General features: G+C 64.1%; 18 protein-coding genes and 1 pseudogene. 8 read left to right on the top strand and 11 right to left on the bottom strand.

The genetic code is table 11. From position 1 onward, the window contains the following. Nucleotides 1-117: 117 nt before the first annotated feature. The 6 genes from HEP74_RS01370 to HEP74_RS01345 all read right to left on the bottom strand — a co-directional run bounded on the left by HEP74_RS01370 (nucleotide 118) and on the right by HEP74_RS01345 (nucleotide 7,723). Nucleotides 118-591: a hypothetical protein gene (locus HEP74_RS01370; protein WP_185814861.1), complete on the bottom strand. Its 474-nt coding sequence runs from the start codon at nucleotides 589-591 to the stop codon at nucleotides 118-120. Between the two features lie 207 nt (nucleotides 592-798). Next, on the bottom strand, nucleotides 799-1,704 hold the full coding sequence (locus tag HEP74_RS01365; RefSeq protein WP_185814860.1) for an alpha/beta fold hydrolase: 906 nt from the start codon (nucleotides 1,702-1,704) through the stop codon (nucleotides 799-801). Nucleotides 1,705-1,807: 103 nt separating this feature from the next. Then, nucleotides 1,808-2,980, bottom strand: a complete 1,173-nt coding sequence (locus HEP74_RS01360) for a Fic family protein (RefSeq protein WP_185814859.1) — start codon at nucleotides 2,978-2,980, stop codon at nucleotides 1,808-1,810. A gap of 140 nt (nucleotides 2,981-3,120) precedes the next feature. Beyond that, on the bottom strand, nucleotides 3,121-4,137 hold the full coding sequence (locus tag HEP74_RS01355; protein WP_053835032.1) for a 3-oxoacyl-ACP synthase III: 1,017 nt from the start codon (nucleotides 4,135-4,137) through the stop codon (nucleotides 3,121-3,123). Nucleotides 4,138-4,239: 102 nt separating this feature from the next. Then, complete coding sequence (locus HEP74_RS01350; protein WP_185814858.1) at nucleotides 4,240-4,557, bottom strand: DUF4156 domain-containing protein; 318 nt, start codon at nucleotides 4,555-4,557, stop codon at nucleotides 4,240-4,242. A 289-nt stretch (nucleotides 4,558-4,846) separates the two neighbouring features. Next, complete coding sequence (locus HEP74_RS01345; RefSeq protein ID WP_185814857.1) at nucleotides 4,847-7,723, bottom strand: M16 family metallopeptidase; 2,877 nt, start codon at nucleotides 7,721-7,723, stop codon at nucleotides 4,847-4,849. A 414-nt stretch (nucleotides 7,724-8,137) separates the two neighbouring features. Between HEP74_RS01345 and HEP74_RS01340 the strand changes: the two genes are divergently transcribed. The 4 genes and pseudogenes from HEP74_RS01340 to HEP74_RS22065 all read left to right on the top strand — a co-directional run bounded on the left by HEP74_RS01340 (nucleotide 8,138) and on the right by HEP74_RS22065 (nucleotide 10,622). Further along, nucleotides 8,138-8,611, top strand: coding sequence for a hypothetical protein (locus tag HEP74_RS01340; protein ID WP_185814856.1), 474 nt, complete (start codon nucleotides 8,138-8,140; stop codon nucleotides 8,609-8,611). Between the two features lie 51 nt (nucleotides 8,612-8,662). Continuing rightward, nucleotides 8,663-9,142, top strand: a complete 480-nt coding sequence (locus tag HEP74_RS01335; RefSeq protein ID WP_179571124.1) for a tRNA (cytidine(34)-2'-O)-methyltransferase — start codon at nucleotides 8,663-8,665, stop codon at nucleotides 9,140-9,142. 166 nt (nucleotides 9,143-9,308) lie between these two features. Continuing rightward, nucleotides 9,309-10,163 (top strand): AraC family transcriptional regulator, encoded by an 855-nt coding sequence (locus HEP74_RS01330; protein WP_185814855.1) that lies wholly within the window; start codon nucleotides 9,309-9,311, stop codon nucleotides 10,161-10,163. Between the two features lie 19 nt (nucleotides 10,164-10,182). Continuing rightward, nucleotides 10,183-10,622 (top strand): annotated as a pseudogene (locus tag HEP74_RS22065) (PTH2-like family protein). A 174-nt stretch (nucleotides 10,623-10,796) separates the two neighbouring features. Here HEP74_RS22065 and HEP74_RS01320 read toward each other — a convergent pair. Further along, complete coding sequence (locus HEP74_RS01320) at nucleotides 10,797-11,678, bottom strand: LysR family transcriptional regulator (RefSeq protein ID WP_185814854.1); 882 nt, start codon at nucleotides 11,676-11,678, stop codon at nucleotides 10,797-10,799. 110 nt (nucleotides 11,679-11,788) lie between these two features. On the opposite strand from HEP74_RS01320, the gene HEP74_RS01315 reads away from it, so the two are divergent. The 3 genes from HEP74_RS01315 to HEP74_RS01305 all read left to right on the top strand — a co-directional run bounded on the left by HEP74_RS01315 (nucleotide 11,789) and on the right by HEP74_RS01305 (nucleotide 14,040). Continuing rightward, nucleotides 11,789-12,658 carry an SDR family oxidoreductase gene (locus tag HEP74_RS01315; protein ID WP_185814853.1) on the top strand — a complete coding sequence of 290 codons (870 nt, stop codon included), beginning with the start codon at nucleotides 11,789-11,791 and terminating at the stop codon, nucleotides 12,656-12,658. Between the two features lie 39 nt (nucleotides 12,659-12,697). Further along, complete coding sequence (locus tag HEP74_RS01310; RefSeq protein WP_185814852.1) at nucleotides 12,698-13,171, top strand: AtaL-like protein; 474 nt, start codon at nucleotides 12,698-12,700, stop codon at nucleotides 13,169-13,171. 200 nt (nucleotides 13,172-13,371) lie between these two features. Beyond that, complete coding sequence (locus HEP74_RS01305) at nucleotides 13,372-14,040, top strand: NAD(P)-dependent oxidoreductase (protein ID WP_185814851.1); 669 nt, start codon at nucleotides 13,372-13,374, stop codon at nucleotides 14,038-14,040. Nucleotides 14,041-14,692: 652 nt separating this feature from the next. Here HEP74_RS01305 and HEP74_RS01300 read toward each other — a convergent pair. Then, nucleotides 14,693-15,394, bottom strand: coding sequence for a hypothetical protein (locus tag HEP74_RS01300; RefSeq protein ID WP_185814850.1), 702 nt, complete (start codon nucleotides 15,392-15,394; stop codon nucleotides 14,693-14,695). Nucleotides 15,395-15,396: 2 nt separating this feature from the next. Then, a complete protein-coding gene (locus HEP74_RS01295; RefSeq protein WP_185814849.1) occupies nucleotides 15,397-18,639 on the bottom strand; it encodes a P-loop NTPase family protein in 3,243 nt (1,080 codons plus the stop codon). Between the two features lie 1,206 nt (nucleotides 18,640-19,845). Between HEP74_RS01295 and HEP74_RS01290 the strand changes: the two genes are divergently transcribed. Further along, nucleotides 19,846-20,418 (top strand): OmpO family porin, encoded by a 573-nt coding sequence (locus HEP74_RS01290; protein WP_185814848.1) that lies wholly within the window; start codon nucleotides 19,846-19,848, stop codon nucleotides 20,416-20,418. Nucleotides 20,419-20,591: 173 nt separating this feature from the next. On the opposite strand, the gene HEP74_RS01285 is transcribed toward HEP74_RS01290, so the two are convergent. Both HEP74_RS01285 and secB read right to left on the bottom strand, forming a co-directional pair. Further along, on the bottom strand, nucleotides 20,592-21,617 hold the full coding sequence (locus HEP74_RS01285) for an NAD(P)H-dependent glycerol-3-phosphate dehydrogenase (RefSeq protein ID WP_185814847.1): 1,026 nt from the start codon (nucleotides 21,615-21,617) through the stop codon (nucleotides 20,592-20,594). 18 nt (nucleotides 21,618-21,635) lie between these two features. Beyond that, nucleotides 21,636-22,154: a protein-export chaperone SecB gene (gene secB, locus HEP74_RS01280; protein WP_185814846.1), complete on the bottom strand. Its 519-nt coding sequence runs from the start codon at nucleotides 22,152-22,154 to the stop codon at nucleotides 21,636-21,638. Nucleotides 22,155-22,210 lie beyond the last annotated feature (56 nt).

Here is a 22,210-nt window from a genome sequence, read left to right as displayed (position 1 = left end):
AACGCCGTCCGCACGCATTACAGCCCGTCGTCCGATGACCACCCTCTCATCGGTGCCGGGCGCCCATAACGCTGGCGACGTCCGCCTGCCAGTGCCACGGCCGAGCACGAACCCGCTTCAGCGATCCTTCCACTTGGTCGGCACCGGGTTGGTCACGGTGTTCTTTTCCATGGTGTAGGTGCCGTTCTGCTGGGCGATGGCTTCGCCGGTGTCGACGATCGCGTTCTGGATGAAGATGTTCTTGTCCTCGCCGCGGACGAAGGTCAACTGGTGGAAGGCGGTCTTGTTGCCCCAATCCTCGGAAGGCAGGGAAATGAAGCGGATGGTATAGCTCTCGTCGTCGAAACTGCCTTGCAGCACATACACGCCGTAGTGGTTCTCGCCTTGCGAGATGAGCTTGTACATGCCGTTGCTGTAGTAATAGAGCTCGGCATCGGGAAACGGCTTCTTGTCGTACATCTTCCGGTAGTGCAGCACCTGCTTGTAGGTGGGCTGGCCGAAACCGACCGCCAGGCGCTTGCCGTCGGGGGAGGTCGTCAGGTCTTCCGCGTGCGCGCCAGTGGCGCTCATCGACACCAACAACATCGACATTGCGATCGCTCTCACTTCGTCTGTCTCCGGTGCGGTTGCGTGAATCGCCCGCACTGTACAGGGACCGGTTTATTACAGAGCGGCAATCGTTTGCAGTTTCCGCGAGCATGCCGGCGACGGCTCCCGCTGCGACTCGCGCCATGGCCAACGGCGCGCCTCAGCGCGATGCGCGCCGCTGCCGGGCCGATGAGCACAGACAATCGCGCGTCAGCCCAGCGGATGCGTGTCCAGGAACGTGCGGATCGCCGGCACCAGCACCTCGTGCTTGTCTTCGAGCACGTAATGGTTGGCGTCCTCGAACGTCATCACCTCGGCCTGCGGCAGCGCCTGGCGGAAACCGGCCAGGAAATGATGGTCGAAGCAGATGTCGCGCAGGCCCCAGGCGATGAACGCCGGGCGGTCGGCGAACGACGGCAACGCCTGCGCCGAGCGTTCCAGCAGCGACCAGGCCTTGTCGGCCGGCGACAGCGGGATGTCCTGCATGAAGCGGATGGTGGAAATGCGGTTGGCCCAACTGTCGTACGGCGCCACGTAGGCGCGGCGCACGTCGGCTGGCATGCGCCGCGACACGCCCAGCCACGATGCGCCGGAGGAGAACGCGTTGAAGGTGCGGATGAACCACTCGCCGGGGCGCCAATGCCGGCCCATCGCGATCTGCCACGGCATCGGCTTGGCCGCCGGCAACGGGAACGCAGCGGTGTTGGTGATCACCAGCCGCTTGACCTGCGCGTGGTGCGACAGCGCCCAGCCGAAGCCAATCATGCCGCCCCAGTCGTGCACAGCCAGCGTCACCGGCCCGTCGATGCCCAGGTGCCGCAGCAGCGCGTCGAGATCGTCCACGCGCGACTGCAAGGTGTAGTCGTAGCCCGGCTGCGCGCCCGGCGCATCGTCCGGCTTGTCCGACAGGCCCATGCCGATATGGTCGGGCACGATGCAGCGATAGCGGTCCGACAGTCCGCTCACCAGATGCCGCCACAGGTAGCTCCACGACGGATTGCCGTGCAGCATCACGATCACCTCGCCGTCGCGCGGGCCTTCGTCGAGATAGGACATCGTCAGCCCTGGACGGACCTGGAAACGTTGCGGGGTGAAGGGGTAGCCGGGGTAGTTCATATGGGTCGACCAATTGAAAGTGGGAAATGAAGCGAAGCATGTGCATGGGCATCGCGGGCAAGGCATGCAGATGGCATGTCTGCACAGGCGGGCGCGGGCACATTCATAGCGGCTGCGCGCCTTCGCTGAGGATGTCCAGGTACGCCTGATAGGCGAAGACGCGATGCCGCTGCTGGCCGGTGAGTTCGTTGACGATCGCCAGTTCCTGCAGGGTACGGATGGCCGCGCGGATCGTCGGTGCGCTCAGCGCCAGATGCGGCTGCACCTGCGGCACGCCCAGCAGCACCCTGCGCGCGAACTGCTCGAACACCAGTCCGACATTGCCGGCGCGCGTGCCCAGTCCGGCAATCCGCGCACGATCTTGCGCCAACAGCGCCAGCAAACGCTGCGCCGTGCTGACCGCTTGCTGCGCCGTATCCGCGACGCCGTCGAGGAAGAATCCCAGCCATCCTTCCCAGTCACCCTCGGTGCGCACGCCGTTGAGGCGCTCGTAGTACTGCGCGCGATGCCGCTTGAAGAACAGGCTCAGATACAGACTTGGTTCGCGCAAGACGCCTTCATTGCACAGGATCAACGCGATCAGCAGCCGCCCCAGCCGGCCGTTGCCGTCGCTGAAAGGATGGATCGTCTCGAACTGCACATGCGCCAACGCGGCCTTGACCAGTGGCGACACGTCGCTGGCCGGCGCATGCAGGAAGCGTTCGAATGCGCCCAGCACCGTCTCCAGGGCTTCGGGCGGCGGCGGCACGAAGTGCGCCAACGCCGGCGAGGCGCCGCCGATCCATACCTGCCCCGCGCGGAATTCGCCGGGCCGCTTGCCGGCACCGCGCCCACCCCGCAACAGCAAGGCGTGCATTTCCCGGATCAAGCGCAAGGACAGCGGGAAGTCGTCCTGGCGCAAACGCTTGAGCCCGTGGTTCAGCGCGGCGACGTAGTTGGACACCTCCTCCACGTCGTCCAGCGGCACGCCCGGCGCCTCGTCCAATTCGAACAGCAACAAGTCCGACAACGACGACTGCGTCCCCTCGATCTGCGAGGACAGCAGCGCTTCCTTGCGCACGTATTGATAGAGGAACAGTTCCGGATCCGGCAGCATCAAGGTGATGCCATCCAGGCGTCCCAGGGCCTGGTCCGCCCGCTCCTTGCGAGCGATCAATTCCGGCGCGGCCAGATCCAGCGGCGGCACAGGCGGCAGCGGATCGGGGACGAACGCCTGGTAACGACTCCCGGCCAGCGAACCGGAAACGTAATGGCCGGTGGAACGGCGGGGAGGCATCGGGCTTTCCTTACAGCCACCGAATGCGGCCATTAAGAAAGAAAACTACCAATAATTTTCCCAAAGCGCCAGATTGCGCCGGACAAGGAAAATTATTGGCCTATTCGGCGCAATGGAGCCCCACAACAAACGCCTTCCGCCTACCAAACCACCTCGGCCATCGAGCAGTTCAGGCCCGAACCGATGCCCATCAGCGCGATCCGGTCGCCCTTTTTCAGGCGTCCCAGTTCGCGCAGCTTGCTCAGCACGATCGGCACGCTGGCCGGGCCGATGTTGCCGTGCTCGCCGAAGATGGTCATCACCTTCTTCGGGTCGATGCCGAAGTTCTTGATGAAGGCCTGGGTGTGCGGCAGGCTGACCTGGTGGATCACGAACTGGTCCAGCTCGTCCACCGCCCAGCCCAGCGCCTGCATGGCGGCGACGAAGGTCTTCTGCGCCAGCTTGAGGCCCTCGATCAGCAGCATGCGGGTATCGGTGACCATGCGGTCCAGGTTGCCCCGGCACAGCGTGTTCCACTCGGTGGCCGAGCGGGTCACGCCGCCGCGGTAGCGCGGGGCGTCGGGAACCAGCTCGGCGCGCGCCATCACCATCGCCGCGGCGCCGCAGCCCAGGGTCAGCGCGGCCAGCTCGTCGCGGAATTCCTGTGCGGTCACGTCCGGGGAGGTCATCCGCTCCAGGGTCTTCTCGTACACCAGGTTGGCGGTCTCGCCATCCACCACCAGCGCATAGTCGACTTCGCCGCGCTCGATCATCCGCGCCGCGATGTCCATGCCGTTGATGAAGGCCAGGCAGGCATTGGCGACGTCGAAGGTCACGCATTCCTCGCCTACGCCCAGGTTGCCGGAGACGATGCTGGCGGTGGACGGTTCCAGGTAGTCGCGGCTGACCGAGGTATTGACCAGCAACCCGACCTGGCCGGCGGTGATGCCGGCGTCGGTCATCGCCTTGCGGGCCGCCAGGGTGGCTGCATCGGATGCCTGCATGTCCGCATCCCACATGCGCCGCGCGTGGATGCCGGCGACGTCGCCGAGCACGTCGGTGCGGATGCCGAGGCGATCATAGGTCGGCTGCAGGCGTTCGTTGATCTGCTTGGAAGTCAGCGTGTGCGGCGCATCGATATGCGCCAGTCCCGCGATGGAGACATTGTTGAAGAGCATCGAGATGTACGCCGGGATAAGGCGAAGGGGCGCCAATTCTAGCGGCTGCCCGGTTTTACCGCATCTTTAACAAACTGGAACAGAGCGTATGGCTTAACCCGTTCAGCGAACACTGCACTGATAAGCGGCGTAGCGCTGGTCGCCGTCGACCGGTTCGCCCATCGCCTGCACGGTATTCGCGCCGACGCCGGGGGCCTCGTTGCGCGCCAGGGTCTCCAGTTCCTCGCGCACCCGCAGCGGGTTGCGCTGGTAGAAGCCCACGTTGCTCTTCACCGACACCACCACCTCGCCCCGCTTCTCGCAGCCGGCCGGCGCCTGCCCTGGCGGCAGCACGCGCACGGTCTTGCCTTCCGGCGCCATCGGCACCCAGGTGCAGGCAGCGAGACTGGCGAGCAGGAGCAACGCGATCGGTAGGCGCATGGAGAGGGACCGCAGACTGAGAGAACCCGGATTGTGCCGCAGATTGCTGAATTGGCAATGACGCTGGCGGATTTGGTGGCTGCCCAGCATGAAAGCCGATTCGTGCGAGGCTTCGTCCGTACCCTCATCCGCCCCTGTGGGGCACCTTCTCCCGACGGGAGAAGGGAACAGCCGTAGCCCCTCTCCCATCGGGAGAGGGGTTGGGGTGAGGGTCCGGCGCGAAGTGTCTCGCGGAGCTGGGCGCACAAGGCTCCACCCATATCCTCACCCCGCCCCACAGGCCACCGCCTCAGCGCTTGGGCGCCACCGGCGCGGCCGCGCCCTGCGGCTTGCCGTCGGCGTCGATCACCGTCACTTCGCCCAGCTTCAGCGCGCGCACCGGGCGCTCGATCTGCTTCAGGTCGCCCACCACCACCCAGGTCAGCGCGTTCGCGTCCAGGGTCGCGGCGGCCTGCGCCACCTGCGCCGGGGTCATCGCCTCGATCTCGGCCTTGCGCTTGAACACGTAGTCGTCGGGGCGCCCGTAGCGGACGATGCCGCCGATCGCACCGAGCACCGAACTGGCGGTCTCGTAGGCGCCAGGCAGGCTCAGGGTCTGGATGTTGCGGATCCGCGCCACTTCGTCCGCCGTCGGCGGCAGCTTGCCGCTGGCGAAGGCGCTGATCTCCTTCTGCATCTCCTGCAGCGCCGGTGCGGTCTTGTCGATCTGCACCGGCGCGGCGGCCGACCACGGGCGCTGGCCCAGGGTGTTGGAGGCCGAACTGCGCGCGCCGTACGACCAGTGCTTGTTCTCGCGCAGGTTCATGTTCAGCCGCGAGGTGAAATCGCCACCGAGCACGCCGTTGGCGGTGTCGAACCGGATCGAGGACGCATCGGTGGTCGGCGGCACCAGTTCGGCGGCGAACAGGTTGGCCTGCACCGCGCCGGGCTGGTCGATCAGGTACACCCGCGGCTTGCTCGGACGCGGCACCGCCGCCGGCGCCTGCAGCGATGGCGCCGGGCCCTCGCCCTTCCAGTCGCCGAACTGCGCGTCCAGCAGCGGCACCACCTCGGCCAGGGTGGTGTCGCCGACCACGATCAGGGTGGCTTGTTCGGGACGGATCCAGTCGCGCTGGAAGTCCACCAGGTCGGTGCGCTCCAGCGCCTCGATCGCTGGCTCGGTGCCGCTGCCGCTGAACGGGATCGCATACGGATGGCCGGCGCCGTACAGCAGCGGCGGCAGCACCCGCATCGCCACCGCGTTGGGCTGCGCCTTCTCCTGGCGGATGCCGGCGATCCAGCTCGCCTTGATCCGCTCGATCTCCTTCTGCTCGAAGCGCGGGCGCCGCAGCATGTCGGCGTACAGCGCCAGCGACGGCGCCAGGTTCTCTTTCAATGCGGACAAGTAGGCGCTGCTGCCGTCCAGCGAGGCGCCGGCGCTGAGCGTGGCGCCCAGCGTGTCGGCGGCATCGGCGAAGCCCAACGAGTCGTAGGTGCCGGCGCCTTCGTCGAGCATGCCCATGGTGAAGTTGGCGGTGCCCGACTTGCGCCCCTGGTCGGCACTGAAGCCGCCCGGGAATTCGTAGCTGAACTGCACCACCGGCACGTCGTGGCGCTCGGCCAGGATCAACCGGGTGCCGTTCTTCAGCGTGGCGCGCTGCAGCGCCGGGAACTTCAGCTGCGGGAACTGGGTGGTCTTGGGCGGGCCGGCGCTGCGATCGACGACGCTGGGCAGCGCGCGGTACTTCGGATCGACCGGCGGCGGATTCAGCGGCGCCGGCTGCACCGCCGGCTCTTCGGCCAGCGCCACGCGCTCGCCCGGTTCCACCACCAGGGTGTGGTCGCCCTTGCCCAGCCACTTGCGGCCCACCGCCTTCAGATCGCGCGCGCGGGTGGACTCGATCATGGCCAGCGAGGTGCGGAAGCAGCCCGGATCGCCGGTGAACACCGTGCACTCGGCCAGCGCATCGGCCTTGCCGCCGAACCCGCCGATGCGCTCGATGCCGCGCACGAAGCCGGCGCGGAACGCGGTCTTGGCGCGCAGCAGCTCGTCCTTGTCCGGCCCCTTGTCGAGCAGCTTGCGCAGTTCCTCGTCGATCACCGCCTCGACCTTGGCCGGATCCACGCCCTGCTTCACCGTGGCGATGATGCCGAAGCTCGAGCCCAGCTGCGACGGCCAGGCGCCGGCGCTGATCTGGTCGACCAGCTTGTCCTCGTGCACCAGGCGCCGGTCCAGCCGCGACGACTTGGCGCCACCCAGCACCTGCGCCAGCAGTTGCAGGCGGTCGATGTCCTCGGTGCCGGTCTGGGCCACGTTCCAGACGCGGTAGATGCGCGCCTGCGGCACCTTGTCGGTCATCGTCTCGCGGGTGGACTGGGTGTGCTGGGCCACGTCGACCTGCGGCTGCGCCATGCTCGGCCCGGCCGGGATATCGCCGAAGTAGCGGGCGACCTTCTCTTTCGCGGTGGCCACGTCGATGTCGCCGGCCAGCACCAGCACCGCGTTGTTCGGCCCGTACCAGGTGCGGAACCACTGCTTCACGTCGGCCAGCGAGGCGGCGTTGAGGTCGTTCATCGAGCCGATCACGCTGTGGTGGTACGGGTGGCCCTTCGGGTACAGCGCGCGGCTCAGCTTGTCCCAGGCCTGGCCGTAGGGCTGGTTCTCGCCCTGCCGCTTCTCGTTCTGGACCACGCCGCGCTGTTCGTCGAGCGCGGCCTGGTCGATGGCGCCGACGAGGTGGCCCATGCGGTCGGACTCCATCCACAGCGCCATGTCCAGCGCGGTGGTCGGCACGTTCTCGAAATAGTTGGTGCGGTCGCTGTTGGTAGTGCCGTTCTGGTCGGTGGCGCCGACCTGCTTGAACGGTTCGAAGAATTCGCCGCTGTGGTTCTCGCTGCCCTGGAACATCAGGTGTTCGAACAGGTGCGCGAAACCGGTGCGCCCGGCCGGCTCGTCCTTGGCGCCGACGTGGTACCAGAGATTGACCGCCACGATCGGCGCCTTGCGATCGGTATGCACCACCACGCGCAGGCCATTGGGCAGGGTGAACTGCTCGAACGCGATGTCCACTTTCGCCGCAGCCGGCTGCCTGGCCGCACTGGACGGGGGCGCGTAGCTCAGCGCGCCGAGCGCGGTGGACAGGGCGATGGCCAGCAGCGCCCCACGGGGGCGGATCGACACGGTCATGCAAGTTCCTTTTGAGTAATGAATGGAAGGACAGCCAGGCCTCGATCGTAACGGGCCGCCGCCGCGCCCGCGTATGCCTTTCGGCCCGTTCCCGACCATGGCTGGCGCCTCCAATCCTGAACGCGATGGGCTGGCGCCACTGCCGGAGAGGTGACCGGCAGGCCGAAGACGGACGTACGCAAGCGACCGTGTGTCCGCCTGCGGACACACAGCTCCATAAAAAAACCTTGAATAACAATGCTTTGAAGTTGGCACAGGATCTGCTTTGTATCTGGGGCGCAACAAACACCGCCAAATCAAATAATGAATGAAAGCTTAATAACTAGAAAAAACAGAAGAAAGTTCTTGCACACTCTGATTAGGTGTTCTACCTTACTACCACACCACTGCTCAACAACACCAACGAGGCCCGCCATGAAAACCGCTTCCTTCGCCCTGACCTTCGCCATCGCCGCCCTGCTCGCCGCGCCGGCCATCGCCGCACCGACCGCCACCCTGGACAGCGTGCAGGTCCGCCCCTCCGCCGAGCAGATCGCCCAGCGCACCTTCGAGCGCAACAGCGGCATCGCCACCCTGACCGCGGTGCAGGTGCGTCCCTCCGCCGAGCAGCTGGCGCAGCGCGACGCCGAGCTGTCCAGCCGCATCGCCACGCTGGCGTCGGTGCAGGTGCGTCCGTCCGCCGAGCAGATCGCCCAGCGCGCTACCGAGCAGGCCACGAGCCCGCGCGTTGTTACCCTGACCGCAGTGCAGGTGCGTCCGAGCGCCGACACCCAGAGCGTCTTCGCGATCGGCAGCGTGGTCAGCGGCGCCCTGGACAGCGCGATGCTGCAGCTGCAGCCGAGCCTGCAGAACCTGGGCCAGGACCTGACCACCAGCCTGGCGCGCTGAGCCGGCGACGCTTCGCCGGCGCAGGCCGGAGCCGGCGCGTAAACTGCGCCGATGACCGCCACGCCCACGCTGCATGTCCTGCTGTTCCAACCCGAAATACCGCCCAACACGGGCAATGCCATCCGCCTTTGCGCGAATACCGGCGCGCAGCTGCACCTGATCGAGCCGCTCGGCTTCGACCTCGAGGACAAGCAGCTCAAACGCGCCGGCCTGGATTACCACGAGTACGCACGCCTGCAGGTCCACGCTTCGCTGGACGCCGCGTTGCAGAGCATCGCCCCGCGCCGCCTGTTCGCCCTGAGTACCCGCAGCGACACCCGCTACGATGCGCCCGCCTTCGCCGACGGCGATGCGTTCCTGTTCGGCCCGGAGACCCGCGGCCTGCCTGCCGAGGTGCTGGAACAGGTTCCGCCCGCGCAACGCCTGCGCCTGCCGATGCGCCCGCACAACCGCAGCCTCAACCTGTCCAACGCGGTGGCGGTGGTGGTGTTCGAAGCATGGCGGCAGTTGGGTTTCCCCGGCGCGGATTGAACGCGCGGCAGGGCGCCGGTCGATGGCGACAGGTCCTTCGGGCCGGATCGCGGGCCTCCCTGCTTGCGGTTGAAGTCGGCAACGCTTCGTTCTTACACTCGGTCGTCAGGGACATCGCCTGAGTCGATCCGAGCGAGCTGCCGCTGCGCTCTTGCAGGGTAGCGTTATGACATCCAGCTCCCGAAAAACGACCACCGCCGACGATTGGGTCAGGATTCGCCGCGATCGGGAAACCGGGATCGAGAGCGTGCACGCGCATTTCCGCGGACACGCCTACGATCCCCACGATCATGACGAGGTACTGGTCGGCGTCACCCTGCAGGGAGTGCAGCGGTTCCACTGCCATCGATCGCTGCATACCAGTACGCCCGGGCGCGCCATCCTCATCGAGCCCGGGGCGGTCCACGACGGGCATGCGCCCGAGGAGGACGGCTTCACCTACGCGATGCTCTACCTCCCCCAGTCCTGGGTGGCGGAGATGCTGCAGCGGCTCGGCCAGTGGGACATCTCCGCGATTCAACCGGCGTTCCGGAGCACCTTGACCGGCGACGCCGTGCTGAGCGCGGCGATACGGCAGGCGTTCCTCGCCGTGCATCACGGCGAAGGCCGCCTGGCGCGGGACCAGAGCCTGGATCGCATGATGCGGCTGCTGTCCTCGCATCTGTCTGCGGATGCGCAGCCCGCGCGCGATTCGGCGGCAAGGATGGCGCGGGCCAGGGATTTCCTGCACGCGCAGATGGAACGCGACGTCGGCCTGGATGAACTTGCCGGCTACGCCGACATGGACCGGTTCCGCCTCACCCGGCAATTCCAGCGAACGTTCGGCCTGTCGCCGCACGCTTACCTGATCCGCTTGCGGTTGCGCGTCGCGCGCGCCCTGCTGGCCACTGGACAGGAACCGGCGGACGTGGCGCTCAAGGTCGGCTTTGCCGATCAAAGCCATCTGGGCCGCTGGTTCAAGCGCGCCTACCGGCTCACCCCGGCCGCCTACCAGCGGCAGTGCACAGGCGTTCTAGATTGAATCCTGGGCGGCTCCGATCATGGCCACAGTCCAGCGAGAACGGAGTTCCCCCATGTTCGACACCAAAGTGGCTCTCATCGTCCGCAACGACCTGGCGACCTGGCAGCGGTTGAATGTCGTTGCCTTCCTCGCGACCGGCATCGCAGCGGCCGCCCCCGACGCCATGGGGAACCCTACGTCGATGCGAACGGCCACCGCTACGGCAACATGCTCGGGCAGCCGATGCTGGTGTTCGAGGCCGATCTCGCCGGGCTCCAGGCCGCACACCGCGTGGGACTGGAACGTGAGATCACCGTGCTGCCCTATGTGTTCGCCATGTTCGCGACCGGGCACGACGACGCCAATCGCCAGGCCTTCGCCGCGGAAGACCCGGGCGATCTGAACCTCGTGGGGATCGGGTTGCGCGGGCCGAAGAAGGCCGTGGAAAAAGCCACCAAGCGCCTGGCGCTGCATCCGTGACGTGGCACGCGGCGATGCGGCCGTGCCGAATCTCCTTGGGTCATCTCGCAAGCCGCAGCGTCCCCTGCACGGTCGGCCGTTAGCGGATCGCTCCAGGCGATGCGTGGCGATGCTGGCAGCCGAGGGCAGGCACACGGTCCGCGCATCCGTATGCCGTGCGCCGCCCGGCCAAGGTCATGCGTCGACGAAGAACACGCCACTCGGGTAGCAGCCGCAGATGAACTCGACGAACGCCCGGACCTTAGGGCTCTGCAGGCGCCGCGAGGTATGCAGCACCCACAGTTCGACCTCGTCGCCGGCCGCGCCCCACGCGACCAGTTCGCCCTTGTCCAGAAGATGCCCGATCAGCGACTGCGGCAGCATGGCCGCGCCCGCGCCGGCGGTAACGGCATCGCGGACCGTCAGCAGCGAGGACAGCCGCAGCACGGGCTGTGGTTCGACGACGAGTTGGCCGCCCTGCACGGACCACAGCTCGCCGTCGCGATAGGACGGCGTCACCACGGCCGGGACGCGCGGCGTCTCGCCTTTCCGCCCTTTTGGCCTCTCGATGGCAGGAGCCGCCGCAAGCAGCAAGCGGTCCTTGGCGAAACACCTGCCGACCAGCACGCTGTCCTTGCGCGGATTGATGCGGATGGCGACGTCGAAATGCTCCTCGACGAGGTCGGCGACACGGTCCTCGGAAACGGCTTCTATCTGCACTTGCGGATAGAGCGCCTGGAACGCGGCGGCAAGCCGTCCCAGCGCCACTTGCGAGAACAGCAGCGGCGCGGCGACACGCAGCCGGCCCCGCGGGGTCGCCAGCCCGTCCCGCGCCGCCGCGATCGCGTCGGCCACCTCGCGCATCGGCCCCTCGAGTCTGGCCAGCAGGATCTGGCCGGCTTCGGTCAGGCCCAGGCTGCGCTCGCCTCGCTCGATGAGCCGTATGCCCAGCGAGTCCTCGAGATCGGCGACCCGGCGCGACAAGGTCGCCTTGGACCGGCCACTGGCGCGGCTGGCTCTGCCGAAGCCGCCATGCACGGCCACCAGTTGGAAATCTTCCAGGGCATTCAGGTCCATTGCGTCTCAAATTTGATACGAGGCGTCCACATTTTAGAGTCTGTGTTTTGAATATGGAACCTCTTATTGTTTGCCCACACCCAGACCAAACCCCAACCAAGGAAATCACCATGACCATTCTCGTAACCGGTGCCACCGGCAATGTCGGCCGTCAGGTCGTCGAACAACTCGTCAAGCGCGGCGCCGATGTCCGCGCGCTGGTCCGCGACGCGGCCAAGGCCAACCTGCCGGCAGGCGTCGAGGTCGTCCAGGGCGATCTGCTCGATGTCGACTCGCTGCGCGGCGCCTTCTCCGGCGTCTCCACGCTGTTTCTGCTCAACGCCGTGGTCGCCGACGAGTACACGCAGGCCCTGATCGCACTGAACGTCGCGCGCCAGGCCGGGATCGAGCGGTTCGTCTATCTGTCGGTGATCCACAGCGACCTGTACGTCAACGTGCCGCACTTCGCCGGCAAGTACGGCGTGGAACGCATGATCGAGCAGATGGGCCTGAACGCCACCATCCTGCGTCCGGCCTACTTCATCGACAACGACCTCACGATCAAGGACGTGGTGAGCGGCTACGGCATCTACCCGATGCCGATCGGCAGCAAGGGCCTGGCGATGGTCGATACCCGCGACATCGGCGAGGTCGCGGCCATCGAACTGCTGCGCCGCGAGCAGTCGGCCGTGCCGCTGGCGCTGGAGCGCATCAACCTGGTCGGCCCCGAGACCCTGACCGGCACCGCCATCGCCGCGATCTGGAGCGAGGCGCTGGGCCGCCAGATCTCCTATCCGGGCGAGGACACCGCCGCATTCGAGCAGAACCTGCGCCAGTTCATGCCGAGCTGGATGGCCTTCGACATGCGCCTGATGAGCGAGCGCTTCATCAGCGACGGCATGATCCCCGCCGCCGGCGACGTCGAACGCCTGACCACGCTGCTGGGTCGTCCGCTCCACTCCTATCGCGAGTTCGCCACCCGGGTCGCGACCTCCTCCTGATACGCAGCGCTTGCGCACCTACACCACCAGGACGCCACCATGATCTATTCGACCGCCACCGTCGCCGTGAACCCTCCCGGCGAACTCCCGCTGACCCGCGCGCAGGCCTGGCAGGGCCTGCTGCTCAAGGCCCGCGACGCCCGCCTGTTTCTGCCCGAAGGCCTATGCACCCGCTGCGATGTCGTCGAGGAAAGCGCGACGCACTTCGTGCGCGAAGCCACGATCGCCGGCACCGACCTGCGCGAGATCATCGCCCTCGAACCGGAAAGCAAGATCACCTTCTTCCAGGCCACCGGCCCGCGCGAAGGCGCGATCGTCAACGTGCTGTTCGAAGACGCGGCCGGAGTGCTGCAGCTGTGCTTCTACTGCTATCTCGGCCTGCGCGGCAAGCAGCCGGGCGGCCCCGAGGAGCAGGCCGAGCAGGCGCAGTTCGACAGCGACAAGGGCTATAAGGCGGCGCTGCACTCGACGCTGAAACGCACCCGCGAACTGCTCGCGGACGGCCGGCTCTGAACAAGCATCCGCCTCCATTCCCTGTCCGCGCGGAGCTGTTCCATGCGGGCAGCGGTATGGAACGCCACGCCGACGCCCCCCAACGCTCGGTCCCGTTTGACGAACTGGCAACGGTTCGGCCAGGAGCGATGCCTGGTCGAAAAGTCATACCCCATCCTGGGCGACCTGCAACAGGCGCCCCTTGCCTCGAGGAAATCGATATGCAACAGCACGACAGCGACACTATCGCGCCTGACCGACCGAAGATTTTGGTCCTGGGCGCGACCGGCGGCACTGGCCGGCTCATCGTCGGCCAGGCAGTGGCCAGAGGGTACGACGTCGCGGCGCTGGTACGTTCGCCCGACCGCGCGCGTCATCTCGGCGGGGCCGAACTCATCGTGGGAGACGCACGCGACGAGCAGGTCCTGCGCCAGGCGCTGCGCGGCCGCGACGCCGTCATCAGCGCACTGGGCACGCCGGCCAGCCCGCGCCGCGAAGTCACCCTGCTCTCCACCGCGACGCGGGCGCTGGTGAGCGCGATGCAGGCGGAGCAGGTCGCACGCCTGGTCGGCATTACCGGCATGGGGGCCGGCGACAGCGCGGGACACGGCGGCTTTCTCTTCGACAAGCTGATCTTTCCACTGCTCCTGCGCAAGGTATATGCCGACAAGAACCGGCAGGAAGCCCTGATCCGCGACAGCGGCCTCGACTGGGTGCTGGTGCGTCCCTCCGTTCTCAACGACAAGCCTGCCCGCGGCGATGTCCGCGCGCTCACCGATCTCACCGGCTTCCACGGCGGCACCATCGCGCGGTCGGATGTCGCCACGTTCGTCCTGAATCAGGTGGCCTCCGATGCATGGTTGCATCGCTCGCCGCTGATCGCTTGGTAAGCGCACCGCGCGCGCCACTGTTGGGAGCGCGCTGAACGAGCAAACGGACGCGGCCCGCCACGGTAGGCGCGAAGAAAAGCCAACGACCAATTCCGTCGGCAACGAGTCGATTGCGGTTTGGCGTCACGGGAATTCAGCGACTTGTGATCCGGTAGCAGCGCGGACCGTGTGGGCCATGCACCCTCGAAACTAGCCATCTCCCCATAGTTCTTACACCAGTTAGAGCCATAGTTGGGCCGTTTCGGAGGTGCTTATGCACAAACTATGCTCGCATTTGCGCTCCATCGTTTGGCAGACCACCCTACACGTCATTGATTCTAAAGGTGCGTCACCCATAGTTCGTGCATTCGGTAGTGAGCGTACAGACTATTCGCGCACTAGTACGACATGAGCTGAGGACGGTGTGCAATGCCATGGGCGATTCAACCACGTCAACTACATCCATCCAGAGCAGCACGCTTGGTGGATAAGAGTGTTCCTGTTTGGCTCGCCCTATGAACAGTCAGACCAGTGGCTGAGACTTGTGCTGCGTCGAGTCGGAAAGCGCTTGGATGATTTAGGCCGCTGAGGCGCTGCTCCCTTCGAATGAGAACCAGGGGGCGCGGTAGCCACGCCGTCGCAAACCGACGGTTCTGAAAGATCACACGGGCACTCACGTTGCCCCGATGTAGGACCGGAGCCCAGCAAGTGCCGCTACGATTCTGTCCACATCCTGCCTCATTGCATTGCGGCGTGTAAAACGCAGTAGCTCCGTCTTGCCGTCGGGAGTCCATTCGCGATGCACATGCCCCCCGGGCGACGTCTTCTTACTTCTCAGGAAACGAGGATTAGATCTCTCGTATTCATCAAGAAAACTTGGACAAAGCATATCTTCAATCTCCCAGTCGATTCCCTTAAAGCCATCATTTTCCTTCCATATCGCTCTCCCGACAGCAGCCGGGTCGCCAACTGCGGGATTCATTACAGGAAACAGGTTGAACACATCGGCAAATTCTTGCATACCGACGTTACGTGAAGTTGCCAACTTGAGCGCGCTTCGTCCCGCAAAGTCATTGTCGAACAACCCAAGAAATCGGTACACGTGACGGCCACTTCTATCCCTGTAGGTCGTAGCCATGGTTCGAAATGCCAACAGCTGTTGTACCAGCCCATCCACCCCGCCCCGATCCCGCTCTCCGGCGGCAACGATCGAGAAGTTACCACCTATAAGTTGGGACCCGCCGGACTTCTGCTCAAGTTGGGAGGCGATCTTGAAGTACTCGACATCGCTCGTCCCTTCGACAAAGACCGTGCGGGCGCTTATCTTTAGTCCTGCGGAGCGCGCATAGAGCTTGACGTGGTCTGGAATATCCATTCTCAGAAGTGTGTCCAGGGAGCTGTAAGGGGACGCAGAAACGGCCCATTATTCCCAAAGGAAACGTAAGCTTTGAACCGTAGTCCCGGCTTCGGATCCCGAAGCGCATGCTCTTCCGGTCGATATGGCGTCTGAGAATTATTGAACTCCCCAATCTTCGCGACCGCACGCGCACCGTAGCCAGAAACTGCCACTGCGTCGATCACCCTCCTTTCCTTTCGATCGTGTGTAAGCAACCAACGCAGACGATCTGGAACGGAGACATATTGTTCTGTCGTCCTCCACAGGTTCCGAAGGTTTTTGAACTCGCGCTCGCCTTGGGCTGCCCTCCCCACTTGATACAGGAGAACGGCTCGGTCAAGCTGCAGTTGTGCCGGCAGGCGATAACCTACCGCTATAAGCTCATTGAGGAGCTGTAGCTGCCGGTCAAAGTTCAACGGCTCCCGTCGAACAACCAAGTCAAAAGTAAGCCTTATGACTTGAGAGTTCCCGGCTCCCGCAGTATTTTCGAGAATGGCAAGCGCCTTATCCAGCTCTTCTGGATCGATTGCGTCGACGTTAAAGAACGAGACGCCTTCGAAGGTGGATGCAAGTGATATCCACGCAGCTACTAGCACGTCTACCGGACCAGACGGAGCACCGCTTGCCGGCTGTCCTGCGGAAGCAGTTGCGTGCTTGGTAAGTAGGGAATTCAATGCCTGATCCGCCATCTTTGCGAGCTGATCTCGTCGGTACTGAACGTCCTTCGACTCAGCGGCTGCAAAGAGGACATTCAGAGCCTCAACGTAGAGTGCCGGTGCGGAAACGTCGTCTTCGGCCGCACGTTCCAGGAGACTCTTCACATGAGTTTCAATAACGAAGGGATTAGCAGGACTAAGCGCGTGTGCCCTAGCCGCAAATTCATATCCTAGCTTGCGCGTGTCGTGCACCGCGCCACCTGAATCTCCTAGCTCAGCTTGCGCAGCCGCAAGGTCGAAGTATGCATTCGCAAGCGAGTTTAGAAGATTGAGGTCAGACTCAGAGTCGTCATTCTGATCAATGAAATCGATTGCGTAAAGCAGATCAGTGACAGCTTGACGCAGAATCTCCACCTTTTCGCTCGCTTCCACGCCAGCCGATACACCCAACTTCGCGATTCGGCGGCGTGAAATCGCAGTATGGTGACGGAAGACTCGACTCGAGTCGCGCAACGGGCTCGGCATCTTATTCAGGATTGACAGAGCCTCGCGCCAGAAAGGCGCAAAGCTAAAGTGACCATGATCCGGGTCAATTTTTAGGAAAGTTGTCGCGAAGTCCTCCCCGAGTGCACGGTACCGACGCTCGCCCAGCTCAAAATTTACCGCGATTTGACCAAGGAGAATGAGGCGCAGGTGTTCTGGACTCGTAGCTTGCGTTAACGAAAGCTTTCCCAACAGCGCATCGTCGTAGAAGATCGCATTCAGCAAGTAAGTACCGAGCACGTCGTGAACTAGCGCCCAATGCCGGCCATTTGGCCCATGCATTGAGATAAGCCCGACGGCAGCCAAGTCACTACGGGCATCCCCGAGAAGTGCAGATGTCGGCCATTTTCCAGAGGACCGATGTAGCAACCCTTCCGGCATCGGAACTCGCTCAGCGCTAAGTGATGCAATCTCCATTACCGCCAGCTTCAACTCATCGTCTGGGCAGCCCGATATGAATTTGGAGAAGATCCACTCTTGCAAGGACTCGTTGAGATCGTATTGGCCTCGGACCCAGAACGACAGTGCAACCCAGAAAGATGCACTGTCATTAACGCCACCTACCGCATGCGCGTTAAAGAACGCCGTCCATTGAGCCTCGGATCTTGCCAACCCCCGCGATGAGAGGAACTTGTTCAGGTGCCTTCCGAGATCTCTTGCAGCGTCACTGGAAAGTAGGTGAAGCACATTCGCAACCGGCTTGAAGATAGAATGATTGTGATAAGCGAGCGGCAGTTGCACATCTGCCACCACCAAAATTAGAGTAGGCCGACCGGAACGCTTAACCTCTTGAAAGAAACTGAGAAGCTCAGAGGCGCGATGCTGCCAATGCATCACGTCAAATACAATGACCCAAGGCGTCTCGTAGAGCTCATGGTCGGAAATCGTATTGACGGAGACGCTTCGAAGTACAGATGACTCCGCTGCCGCATCCTTAGCACGATGCATGAAATGGACAAGCGGCAGCGCACTAACTTCGAAAGGAAGCGACTTGGCCACAAGCACAGGATATCCGTCTCTTGCCGCCTCCCAAGCGAGTGCGTGCGCTAAAGTTGTTCCTCCGGCTCCAGGCTCAGATGTGATGTAGCCGATAACGTTGGCATCTGGGCCGTGAGAATCCAGCTTGTGCAGGAGTGACTTAAGCGCGTGGCGGGCGGTCTCGCCTCTCGACCACGGCAAACCCGCTGCGTAAGGCTCCCACCGTGTGGCCTTACCGGAAAAGAAGTCGGCAAATGCCTCCCCGGTGAGCTCGTCCGGCATGATGGATCGAAGGTCTCGCTCCTGAATCAGGTTATAATCTTCAAGGACGGGGCGTTCAGGTTCATCGCAAAGCGTCAGATCCACTACTTGCGGATTACCCCGCTTGTCGCGCAATCGCACCATAACGTGATCGGGAGGAAACACTTCGCTGTATCGCGATATGACTTCATCCATGAAGTGCTCGTACCCCAACGATACAAGCGTTATGTTCCGAAACTTACTCACCTCCCCACTGAGCACTTCACCCGCATCGGCCAGGGGAGAAACGACCGTTAATGAGGGCTGGAACGACGCCCCCCATATATCGCCGATGCCTTCCGGCACACCGGCCGTTTCGCCACCTACGGCTAGGATATGTCTGGCATCCGACGTCCTGACAAAGTCAAGCATCGCCATTCGCCGCATTTTATCTGCGAACGTTTGAGTCGCCACCTTGCGAGCGCTCCCGCCAAGGAACAGCAAGGGCAGTGATCTAGTAGGGAGATCGACCTTGCTAATGTCGCTTTCGATTATTTGGACGAAACCGCGCCGCCGCACCAGAGGATTATCCACACCCTCGTCATTCTGAATCGCGGCGACTAGAGCGTCGTCGTAGTCCTCTGAAACGACCATCGCCCAAGGCAGCCCTACGAACCGCGCCAACTCGTCGCGCTCATGATCCGAAAGCAAAGGTTTGCGGACCCACAGCACTATGTCGCGCGCCCCAAGTCGCGAGACGATGCCCGATATATCATCATTACGAATCAGCATGTTTGACGGCAGCATCTATAGACCCTTAGGCGTTCCTTGCAGCGAGGTGTACAGACTACTGCAGCGACCGATTCCAGCGCTATATCCAGGGGATTGCCGCAACCGGTCGCAACGCCCGTCGAGCTCCCCCTAGGGGGCGACGGATCCATTAAGAGCTAGGGATTCGTCCTGTTGTGTGCCTTAGGTGTGCCGGCTTCCACACCTACAAGGGCCCCAACGTGGCAACCGGCAGCCGCCAGGTATCGACCGCCTTCCTACCCATTGATGCGCGAGCCTATAAAGATCAATCGGTTATAGGCGTTAGGGGAAGCGCCCGCTTCAGCCAAAAGCGGACCCTCGACTCTCCATCGCTGAGCCCACGCCCTGCTGCACGCTCATGTAAACTTAGGGAACTACCTCCAGGGTTCGCGGGAGAAGCTAGCCGTCAGCCGCGCTCCGGCATTCTGATTGAGCCTACTTAGTAGAAGTCGGCCATTCCCAGCGTATACGCTTGGTAGGCACCTTCGATCTCTTGCTCGCTTGGCGGGAGATAGTCAGGAGTCTTCCCGTTCCGTAAGGCATCGCAGACCCGATACCACCCTCTGAAATCACGTGCGTCGATTGAGAGGCCTGCCTGAGCAGCGATGGATTCGAGCGGCTTCGGCGGTGCATACTTTTATCTGCTCCACGAGGGCGGCAGCTGTATTTGCAGCACGAAGTGCCGACTCTGCGCCCCCGTCCAGATTCGCAGCGAAGGCTGCGGCCCAGACGCGGGGCGTTGCCTCCGACAGAAGCCAGCGTCGGATGTAGGATCGAGCAAATCGTCTTCAGCGTTCACAGGCGCTCCTATAGGTGATGTCCGAGAACTGCGTGTTACAGATCCAACGCCAAGATGGGGATCAACCTGTTCTTCGTACGTTCAGTGTACGCGTCGCGAGCTCGCAGTGACCCATGCGTCTGCTAAGAGCTGACGGCTGCGATGAAGCATGCCGTCGCCCTGTGCGGTCTAGGATTTCCAATAGTTTGAACAGGCCTTTGGTCCAATAGTTCGTGCAACCTGCATGAACTATTCGCCCATGGCTAAAACCGCGCCCCGGAAGTTCCTGAACACGATGTCTGATTTATATACCGGTCAGTTTGAAATTCAGGGGAAGTTCGGGTGGCTAACGGATAATTTACATATCGGCAGCGAGCGGCCCACGCCTCAGCGCCGACTAAACCAATAACAAGGGTATCCCGATCATGAAGACTTCTCTGCTCGCTCTCGGCCTCCTGGCCACTCTGCCGTTCGCTGCCTCTGCGGCCGAAGGCCTGTCCTACAACTACGTCGAAGGCGGTTACATCAAGACCGACGCCGACGGCGGCGACGCGGATGGTTGGGCCGTCAAGGGCTCCTACGCGATCAACCCGAACTTCAGCGTGTTCGGCGACTTCAACCGCCAGAAGACCGATTTCGGCGACGTCGACGTCGACCAGTGGCGCATCGGCGCCGGCTACAACCACGAGATCTCGACCAGCACCGACCTGGTGACCCGCGTGGCCTACAACCGCTTCGACCCGGAATACGGCACCAAGTTCAACGGCTACAGCGCTGAAGTGGGCATCCGTACCGCGTTCAACCCGTACCTCGAGGTGTATGCGCTCGGCGGTTACGAGGACTACACCAAGAAGGACGGCATCAACCCGGACGGCGAGTTCTATGGCCGCCTCGGCGCCCAGGCCAAGCTCAACCAGAACTGGGGCCTGAGCGCGGACCTGAAGATGAACCGCGATGGCGACAAGGAATGGTTCGTCGGCCCGCGTTTCAGCTGGTAAGCAGCACCGCGTAGCACTGCGCGCCGCGTCTCTCTCTCCCGCTGCGCGCGGTTCGAAGCCCGGTCCCAGGACCGGGCTTCTTTTTTGCGCGTCGTTCGTGCCGAGTGACCGTAGATACGAAAAAGCCCGGCTTCGGCCGGGCTTTTTCGTATCTGCAACGGTAAGCGATCCGATCAGCTGAACAGCGTGGTCGGATACTCCGGTTTCTGCTCGCGGGCCAGCAACTGCTGCAGACCCACCGCCGGGGTCAGTTCGCCGTGCAGCACTGCGCGCACCGCGTTGGAGATCGGCAGGTCGATGCCATGGCGTTCGGCCTGGCGCATCACCTCGTCGGCGGTCTGCACCGACTCGACCACCTGGCCGATCGCGCGAACCGCGTCGTGCAGGGTCTGCCCGCGGCCCAGGGCCAGGCCCAGGCGCCGGTTGCGCGACAGGTCGCCGGTGCAGGTCAGCACCAGATCGCCGAGTCCGGCCAGGCCCATCAGGGTTTCCGGCTTGCCGCCGATCGCCGCGGCCAGCCGCAGCATTTCGTTGAGGCCGCGGGTGATCAGGCCGGCGCGGGCGTTCAGGCCCAGCTCCATGCCGTCGGCCACGCCGGTGGCCACCGCCAGCACGTTCTTCATCGCCCCGCCCAGCTCGGCACCGACCATGTCGTCGCCGGTGTAGGCGCGGAAGGTGGGGCCGTGCATCGCGTCGGCGACCTGCTGCGCGAACGCGGCATCGCCGTGCACGGTCACCGCGGTCGGCAGGTCCAGCGCCACTTCCTTGGCGAACGACGGACCGGTCACCACCGCCAGCGGCACGTCCTCGCCCAGGATCTGCTGCGCCACCTCGTGCAGGAAGCGCCCCGATCCGGGCTCGAAGCCCTTGGTCGCCCAGGCCACGCCGGCCTGCGGCGGGCGCAGCGGCGCCAGCTGGTGCAGGGTTTCGGTGAACGCGTGCGACGGCACCACCACCAGGATCCAGTCGGCGCCGTGCACGGCCGCCGCCAGGTCGGTGGTGGCCTGCAGGGTCGCCGGCAGCGGGATCTGCGGCAGGTAGCGCGGGTTCTCGTGGCGCTGCTGGATCGCCTCGGCGACGACGGCGTCGCGCCCCCACAGCACGGTCGGGAAACCGTGCCGGGCGACGAGCGCGGCCAGGGCGGTGCCCCAGGAGCCGGCGCCGAGAACGGCGATCTTCTTCGCGGGGTTATCGCGCATGTGGAACGGCAGACGCGCTCAGGCGTTGCCGGCCGGCTCCGAGTCGGCGAGCGACTGGGTCTCGCCCTGCTGCGCGCGCTGGCGCAGGGTTTCGGCGTACAGCGCTTCGAAGTTGATCGGCTGCAGGAAGAACGGCGGGAAGCCGCCGGCCTGGATCAGATCGCTGACCAGCGAACGCACGTACGGGAACAGGATGTTCGGGCACTGCGTGCCGAGCAGCACGTCCACCGCCTGCGGGTCCAGGCCGACCAGGCCGAACACGCCGGCCTGCTGCACTTCGGCCACGTACGCGGTCTTGCCGGCGGCGGTGCAGGTCAGGGTCACCGCGAGCACCACTTCGAACGCCTGCTCGTTCAGACGCTGCACGCGCTGGTTGAGGTTGAGCTGCAACTCCGGCTGCACGTTGTCGTTGAACACCGCCGGCGCGTTGGGCGACTCGAAGGACACGTCCTTGACGTAGATCTTCTCGATGGTGAAAGCGGGGCCGGTTGCGGCTTCGGCCGGCGCCGTGGCGCCGTTGTTGGTGACGTCGGACATTTCTTGACTCCGGTGGATTCAGGTAACAGAAAGATTCGGGATTATCACATGCCGGC

This window comes from Xanthomonas sp. SS (assembly GCF_014236835.1).
In the GTDB taxonomy this organism is placed as follows: domain Bacteria; phylum Pseudomonadota; class Gammaproteobacteria; order Xanthomonadales; family Xanthomonadaceae; genus Xanthomonas_A.
Note: the sequence above shows the minus strand (reverse complement) of the source record. Positions and strands in the feature narration are given on the sequence as shown.

Bases quoted from the DNA above. Each gene is read 5' to 3' on its own strand.
- HEP74_RS01365 (WP_185814860.1), bottom strand. From the start codon at position 1,704: ATGAACTACCCCGGCTACCCCTTCACCCCGCAACGTTTCCAGGTCCGT.
- HEP74_RS01360 (WP_185814859.1), bottom strand. From the start codon at position 2,980: ATGCCTCCCCGCCGTTCCACCGGCCATTACGTTTCCGGTTCGCTGGCC.
- HEP74_RS01330 (WP_185814855.1), top strand. From the start codon at position 9,309: ATGACATCCAGCTCCCGAAAAACGACCACCGCCGACGATTGGGTCAGG.
- HEP74_RS01335 (WP_179571124.1), top strand. From the start codon at position 8,663: ATGACCGCCACGCCCACGCTGCATGTCCTGCTGTTCCAACCCGAAATA.
- HEP74_RS01290 (WP_185814848.1), top strand. From the start codon at position 19,846: ATGAAGACTTCTCTGCTCGCTCTCGGCCTCCTGGCCACTCTGCCGTTC.
- HEP74_RS01370 (WP_185814861.1), bottom strand. From the start codon at position 591: ATGTCGATGTTGTTGGTGTCGATGAGCGCCACTGGCGCGCACGCGGAA.
- HEP74_RS01355 (WP_053835032.1), bottom strand. From the start codon at position 4,137: ATGCTCTTCAACAATGTCTCCATCGCGGGACTGGCGCATATCGATGCG.
- HEP74_RS01305 (WP_185814851.1), top strand. From the start codon at position 13,372: ATGCAACAGCACGACAGCGACACTATCGCGCCTGACCGACCGAAGATT.
- HEP74_RS01315 (WP_185814853.1), top strand. From the start codon at position 11,789: ATGACCATTCTCGTAACCGGTGCCACCGGCAATGTCGGCCGTCAGGTC.
- HEP74_RS01345 (WP_185814857.1), bottom strand. From the start codon at position 7,723: ATGACCGTGTCGATCCGCCCCCGTGGGGCGCTGCTGGCCATCGCCCTG.
- secB (WP_185814846.1), bottom strand. From the start codon at position 22,154: ATGTCCGACGTCACCAACAACGGCGCCACGGCGCCGGCCGAAGCCGCA.
- HEP74_RS01310 (WP_185814852.1), top strand. From the start codon at position 12,698: ATGATCTATTCGACCGCCACCGTCGCCGTGAACCCTCCCGGCGAACTC.
- HEP74_RS01285 (WP_185814847.1), bottom strand. From the start codon at position 21,617: ATGCGCGATAACCCCGCGAAGAAGATCGCCGTTCTCGGCGCCGGCTCC.
- HEP74_RS01295 (WP_185814849.1), bottom strand. From the start codon at position 18,639: ATGCTGCCGTCAAACATGCTGATTCGTAATGATGATATATCGGGCATC.
- HEP74_RS01340 (WP_185814856.1), top strand. From the start codon at position 8,138: ATGAAAACCGCTTCCTTCGCCCTGACCTTCGCCATCGCCGCCCTGCTC.
- HEP74_RS01300 (WP_185814850.1), bottom strand. From the start codon at position 15,394: ATGGATATTCCAGACCACGTCAAGCTCTATGCGCGCTCCGCAGGACTA.
- HEP74_RS01320 (WP_185814854.1), bottom strand. From the start codon at position 11,678: ATGGACCTGAATGCCCTGGAAGATTTCCAACTGGTGGCCGTGCATGGC.
- HEP74_RS01350 (WP_185814858.1), bottom strand. From the start codon at position 4,557: ATGCGCCTACCGATCGCGTTGCTCCTGCTCGCCAGTCTCGCTGCCTGC.